The following is a 6464-nucleotide window of genomic DNA, read 5'->3' as shown; positions in this document are numbered from 1 at the left end:
TCTGCCCGTCCCGGCCCCCCCGGCCGGGGCGGCGCCCCCCCCCCCCCCCCCGGGGGGGGGGGCCCCCCCGCCCCCCCCCCCGGGGGGGGGGGCGGGGGGGGCGCCCCCCCCCCGCCCGCACTGCTCCGGCCCGCCCGCCGGCCCGCCGGCCCGCCGATCAGCCTCGGGCCTTCACATAGTGCCGCGCCGCCTTCGCCCGGTTCCCGCACACCGCCATCCGGCACCACCGCCGGCGGCCGTTCTGCGAGGCGTCGAAGAAGTGCAGGATGCACGCCTCGTGCGCGCACTGCCTGACCCGGTGGGCCCCCTCGCCGAGCAGCGCGAGGAAACCGTCCGCCGCCAGCCAGGGCGCCAGCCACTGCGACCCGTCGGCCTCGATCCGGTCCTCGGCCCCGCCCGGTGCCGCCGTGCGCCGGATCCGGCCGCGCGCCAGCACCGCGTCCAGTCCGTCCCGCGCCGCGGCGCCCAACTCGCCGTGCTCGCGGGCGTCCCGGGCGGCCGACAGGATCGCCTCGCGGGTCTGCCGGATCGCCGCCAGGCCCTCCTCGTCCGCCGCGCAGCGTCCGCCCAGCCCGGCGGAGGAGAGCCAGATCGCGTACCCCTCGACATCGGTGAGCAGGTCGTTGACGGGCGTTCCGGCCCAGCGGGTGTTGAGCAGGTCGAGCGCGAGCGGCTCGCCGATCAGCGGTCGCGGGTCCCTCGGGTCGGGCTGCGCATCGGTCATGGCTCTCCCTCGGCTCGGTCCGATTCTACGTCCGCCCCCCTCGGCCGAACCGGGCCGGACCGGCCCCGGAATCCCGGCCATTCACTGTATGGAACCGCCGAGTTTCCCACTCTCCACAGTTGACTGTTTTTTAGCAACGAATTGCCCGGCCATGAGCCAATTCGCACACGGGTTCTGTCATGTTCGAGCCAGCGTTCTCGACCCCCTGAACGCCTGGCCCCGGGCCGGCCCCCACAGCCGGCCAGAGGAGGATCCGTTGCGTCCCCGCTCCCTTGCCCTCGCCGCGGCGATAGCCGTGCTGCCGCTGACCGCCGTCTCGCTCGGTGTCTCCACCGCGCAGGCCGCCACGCCCAACGCCACCCCGCGCGTCGCCCTGCCGAACACTGTGAACCCCGCGGTGGCCCACTCGGAGAAGAAGGGTGACGTTCCGGCCGCGCAGCAGATCGCGGTGTCCGTCAGCCTGAAGCTGCGCGACACGGACGCCCTGGACCGCTTCCTCGCCGCCGTCGCCACCCCGGGCACCCCGGAGTACGGCCACTACCTGACGCCGGAGCAGTTCACCGCGCGGTTCGGCCCGACCCAGGCCGCCGTCGACCAGGTCAGGACGTACCTGGCCCAGCAGGGCCTGACCGTCGGCGACGTGAGCGCCAACCGCCAGGTGGTCAACGCCCACGGCACCGCCGCCCAGGTCTCCCAGGCCTTCGGCACCCACGAGAGCTCGTACCTGGACCCGCAGCTGCAGCGCGCCTTCTTCGCCAACGACGCCGCGGCCTCGATCCCCTCCGACCTGGCCGCCGTGGTCCAGGGCATCAGCGGCCTGGACAACCACGCGGTGCGCAAGAACCGCATCGCCACGCCGAACGCGGTCACCCCGAACGCGGCGAGCGCCACCCCGAGCGGCATGGCCCCGGCCCAGTACACCGGCGCGTACAACCTCAACAAGACCGGCGCGGACGGCACCGGCACCACGGTCGCGCTGTGGGAGTTCGACGGCTACAAGTCCTCGAACCTGACCACCTACGACTCCCAGTACGGCCTGTCCGGCCCGGCCGTCTCCACCGTCTCGGTGGACGGCGCCAACTACGACTCCGCCCCTGGCCAGGGCCAGGGCGAGGTCGAGCTGGACAGCGAGATCGTCCGCGGCGCGGCGCCCAAGGCCACCCAGCTGGTCTACGAGGCGCCCAACAGCGACCAGGGCGAGATCGACATGGCCAACAAGATCGTGACCGACAACAAGGTCTCGGTGGTCTCGATCTCCTGGGGCTCCTGCGAGCCGGACACCACCGCCTCCTCGATGACCGCGGTCGACAACGCCTTCAAGCAGGCCGCCGCCCAGGGCATCTCGATCTTCTCCGCCTCCGGCGACGACGGCTCCCGCGACTGCACCCGCTCCACCAGCGGCTCCTCCGTCAAGGCGGTCGACTTCCCGGCCTCCAGCCCGCACCAGACCGGCGTCGGCGGCACCAACCTCAAGGTCTCCAGCGGCAACGCCTACTCCTCGGAGAGCGCCTGGAGCACCGCCGGCGGCGGCGTCTCCACCGTGTTCGCCAAGCCGAGCTGGCAGACCGGCACCGGTGTCAGCGGCACCATGCGCACCGTCCCGGACGTCTCCTCCAACGCCGACCCGGCCAGCGGCTTCGCGATCTACACCGCCGGCGGCTGGCAGGTCTACGGCGGCACCAGCGCCGCCGCGCCGCTCTGGTCCGGCTACGCGGCCCAGTTCAACCAGAAGGCCAAGACCGCCGGGCAGCCGGTCCTGGGCGAGGCGAGCCCGCGGCTGTACTCGGTCGCGAACAGCAGCGCCTACGGCAGCACCTTCCACGACGTGACCACCGGCGCCAACCAGGACTTCTCCGCGAAGACCGGCTACGACCAGGTCACCGGCTGGGGCTCCCCGGTCGCCGACGCGCTGACCACCGCCCTGCTCGGCGGCGGCACCACCCCGCCGTCCGGCGGCTGCACCGCCGCCCAGCTCGTCACCAACGGCGGCTTCGAGACCGGCACCGCCTCCCCGTGGACCACCTCCAGCGGCGTGGTCGACAACAGCTCCTCCCAGGCGGCCCACTCGGGCAGCTGGAAGGCCTGGATGAACGGCTACGGCTCGGCCCACACCGACACCATGTCGCAGACCGTCTCGATCCCGGCCGGCTGCGCCTCCGCCAAGCTGACCTTCTGGCTGCACATCGACACCGCGGAGACCGGCACCACCGCGTACGACAAGCTGACCGTCCAGGCCAACAGCACCACGCTGGCGACCTACTCCAACGCGAACGCCGCCGCGGGCTACGTCCAGCGCACCCTGGACCTGACCTCCTTCGCCGGCCAGACCGTGACCATCAAGTTCACCGGCACCGAGGACTCGTCGCAGCAGACCAGCTTCGTGATCGACGACGTCGCGCTGAACGTGAGCTGATCACCGACCGGTAGCACCACCGAACCCCCGCCGGGGCGGAGCCGTCAGGGCCCGCCCCGGCGGTGTCCGTCCGGGCCCGCCCACGGCGGTGTGCGGGCCCAGATCGGCGGCTCGTGTTTCCGGACTGTTTCAAGATCGCTAACCCTTCGGTCCACCTGCCGTGACCACTGTCATACGCACGACTGATGACGTAGCCTCTCGACCGTGCATAGGGTTCCCCAAAGCTCGGTGAAGCCGCTGGCGGCGCGCCCCGGCGCCGGCCCGGTCCCGCCGAACTCACCTGGTGGGGAGGGTCACCGCATGGCCGCACAGCAACCACAGGACGCCGCGCGACTGCGGCTGGTCGGGTCGCACACGGAGCGCCCCGGACCGGCTCCCGCCGGCGCCCCCGCACCACCGCCCGGCCGGCTCGCCCCGGTCGGCGGCTTCGCGGACACCCTGCACCTGGCCATCGAGGCCAGCGGCCTCAGCCTGGACCGCATCCGCGCCGCCCTCGCCGGACGGGGCGTCAGGGTCAGTGTCACGACCCTGAGTTACTGGCGGCGCGGCCGCAGCCAGCCCGAACGGGCCAGCTCGCTGCGCGCCGTCCACCTGCTGGAGGAACTGCTCGGCCTGCCGCACAGCGCGCTCTCCTCCCTGCTCGGCCCGCCGCGCCCGCGCGGCCGCTGGGCCGCCGCGGCCAACACCTGCCACCTCGGGCTGGAGGACGTCTGGCCGGGCGAGCAGGAGATCGCCAACATCTTCGCCGAGCTGAACGCCCCGCCGGCCGGCGAGCTGGAGCGGCTGAGCATCCACGACTCCTACTACGTGGACGCCGAGCGGCGCGGCAACCTGCTGCGGATGCGCCAGGTGGTGCGCGCCACGGTCGGCGGCGTCGGCCGCTGCCTGGTGGTGCACATGGCCGACGAGGAGGCGGCCGGCTGCCCGGAGATCACCTCGGTGCGGCACGGCCGGCTGGGCCGGGTGCGCCGCCGCCCCGAGGCCGGGCTGATCGTCGCCGAGCTGATGCTGGACCGCCCGCTCGGCCTCGGCGACAGCACGGTCTTCGAGTACGAGGTGGAGATCCCGCCCGGCGGCCCGACCATGGAGTACAGCCGCCGCTTCGCCAGCCCGGTGCGCGAGTACGTGCTCCAGGTGCACTTCGACCCGGCGGCCGTCCCCGCGCACTGCGAGCGCTACGACCGCGAGCCCGGCGCCGACGTCGACCACCGCCGCGAACAGCTGTGGATCGGCGCCTCGGCGAGCGCCCACGTCCTGGCCCCGGACCAGCAGCCGGGCCACATCGGCATCCGCTGGGAGTGGGCCTAGCCAGGGGCCGGGCCCTTCCCCCTTCCGAGCCCCGTCGGGACCGTCAGGCCCGGCGGGGCTTTCGCGTGCCCACCGCAAAACCTAACCGCTCCAGTGCCGTTCACTGGTTGACGCTGCATCATCTAACTCCTACTCTCATGAGTACCGGTTAGGCGGCAGCCTCGCCGGACGCCGAAGCCTCCGGGAGTGACCAGGCATGTCCGCCACCACCCAGCTCCGCACCCTGCAGACCGGCCACGTGGGACTGAACGTCACCGACCTGGCCCGCTCGCTCGACTTCTACCGCGCCGTGTTCGGCCTGGAGGTCACCGCCGAAGGCACCGACCCCGAACGCCGCTACGCCCTGCTCGGCCGCGACGGCCGCCTGGTGGTGACGCTCTGGCAGCAGAGCGCGGGCACCTTCGCCACCACCGGCCCCGGCCTGCACCACCTCTCCTTCGAGGTCGAGAGCCTCGACGAGGTCCGCGCCACCGAACGGCTGCTGCGCGGGCTCGGCGCGGAGTTCGCCTACGACGGCGTCGTCCCGCACAGCGAGGGCTCGGCCTCCGGCGGCATCTTCTTCACCGACCCGGACGGCATCCGGCTGGAGGTCTACACCCGCACCGGTGTGGACGGGACCGAGGCCGAAGCCCCCACTGCCGACGCCCCGACCTGCGGCTTCTTCTAGAACGCGTCCCGACCACCGCCAGGGAGCCGACCATGACCACCAGCACGCCGTACCACCCCGGCGAGCGGACCGTCCAGGCCCGGGCCGACCGGACCGGACGGGCCGACCACGCCGGCCGGTCGATCCGCCGCACCGTCCCGACGGTCGCCGCCCGCTTCCTGACCGAGCGCCGGATGCTGGTCGTCGGCGCCGCCGACCGGGACGGCCGGGTCTGGGCCACCCAGCTGGCCGGCCCGGCCGGCTTCCTCTCCGCCCCGGACGAACACACCCTGGCCGTCGCCGCCCTCCCGTCCGGGGCCGACCCGCTGGCCGGGGCGCTGGACCGCCCGGCCCGGGTCGGCACCATCGCACTGGACCCGGCCGGCCGGCGCCGGATGCGGCTCAACGGGCGTTCCGTCCCGGACGGCCGGGGCGGGCTGCTGGTGCACGCCGAGGAGGTGGTCGCCAACTGCCCGAAGTACATCCAGCGCCGCACCCCGACGGACCGCCCGGCCGCCGGCCCGCCCCGCACGGTCGCCACCGGTCCGGCGCTGACCACCGCGCAGCGCCTGGCGGCGGCCACCGCGGACACCTTCTTCATCGCCAGCACCGGCCCGGACGGCAGCGTGGACGCCTCCCACCGCGGCGGCCTCCCCGGCTTCCTGCGACCGGTGGCACCGGACCGGCTGCGCTGGCCGGAGTACCCGGGCAACAGCATGTTCCTGACGCTCGGGAACCTGGAGCTGGACCCGCGCGCCGGCCTGCTGCTGCCCGACTGGGAGACCGGCGGGGCGCTGCTGGTGACCGGCGAGGCCCGCGCCGACTGGTCCGAGGAGGCCCGGCAGGGCGTCCCGGGCGCCGAACGGATGGTCGAACTGACCGTCACCGGCGTCGTCGAACTGGCCGACGCCACCCCCCTGACCTGGAGCGACCCCGAGTACTCGGCCGCCATTCCGCGCTGACCACGGCTCACCTCTCCTAGGCCATCCCACCGATCGACGCCACGCCCGGGAGCCGAACGGGTCTCACCCGTTCGGCCTAACCCACCGTGACTCATCCCGCCCGCTTTGGGACTTTGGTCCGGATAACACGCGGAATAGTCCGGGAAAGAGGCGGAGCATGACCCTGACCGACCCCCTGTCCCCGCTCATCGAGTTCGACGACGTCGAACCGGCGGAGGACTGCATATGCGGGGGCTGCAACGCCCGCCGACGCGCACGGCTGCACGCCGCGCCGGTCCACGAGGGCGGCCACGCCGCCGCCCGCAGCGTCCGCCGCCGGGCCGCCGTCCTGATGGCCGCCGTGGGCACCGCGATAGGCGGCGGAACGGCCGCCGCCGGCTCCGCCACCGCGGCCCCCGCGCCCGGCCCCAC

General features: G+C 73.9%; 5 protein-coding genes and 1 pseudogene. 5 read left to right on the top strand and 1 reads right to left on the bottom strand.

What is annotated here, in order from left to right; all coding sequences use genetic code 11:
- Positions 1 to 157: 157 nt before the first annotated feature.
- Positions 158 to 724 carry a CGNR zinc finger domain-containing protein gene (locus ACIQOV_RS21565; RefSeq protein ID WP_401050746.1) on the bottom strand — a complete coding sequence of 189 codons (567 nt, stop codon included), beginning with the start codon at positions 722 to 724 and terminating at the stop codon, positions 158 to 160.
- Positions 725 to 980: 256 nt separating this feature from the next.
- Between ACIQOV_RS21565 and ACIQOV_RS21560 the strand changes: the two genes are divergently transcribed.
- The 5 genes and pseudogenes from ACIQOV_RS21560 to ACIQOV_RS21540 all read left to right on the top strand — a co-directional run.
- Positions 981 to 3137: a protease pro-enzyme activation domain-containing protein gene (locus ACIQOV_RS21560; protein WP_401050743.1), complete on the top strand. Its 2157-nt coding sequence runs from the start codon at positions 981 to 983 to the stop codon at positions 3135 to 3137.
- A gap of 300 nt (positions 3138 to 3437) precedes the next feature.
- The gene (locus ACIQOV_RS21555) at positions 3438 to 4445 is read left to right on the top strand and encodes an XRE family transcriptional regulator (RefSeq protein ID WP_387694032.1); all 1008 of its coding nucleotides are present in this window, start codon (positions 3438 to 3440) and stop codon (positions 4443 to 4445) included.
- 196 nt (positions 4446 to 4641) lie between these two features.
- Entirely contained in the window at positions 4642 to 5112 is a 471-nt protein-coding gene (locus ACIQOV_RS21550; protein WP_401050740.1) for a VOC family protein, read from the top strand.
- Positions 5113 to 5144: 32 nt separating this feature from the next.
- On the top strand, positions 5145 to 6053 hold the full coding sequence (locus tag ACIQOV_RS21545) for a pyridoxamine 5'-phosphate oxidase family protein (RefSeq protein ID WP_401050737.1): 909 nt from the start codon (positions 5145 to 5147) through the stop codon (positions 6051 to 6053).
- A 157-nt stretch (positions 6054 to 6210) separates the two neighbouring features.
- Positions 6211 to 6464: pseudogene (locus ACIQOV_RS21540) on the top strand (hypothetical protein); the annotation flags it as partial.

The organism is Kitasatospora sp. NPDC091257 (assembly GCF_044757675.1).
Classification (GTDB): domain Bacteria; phylum Actinomycetota; class Actinomycetes; order Streptomycetales; family Streptomycetaceae; genus Kitasatospora; species Kitasatospora lactacystinica.
Note: the sequence above shows the minus strand (reverse complement) of the source record. Positions and strands in the feature narration are given on the sequence as shown.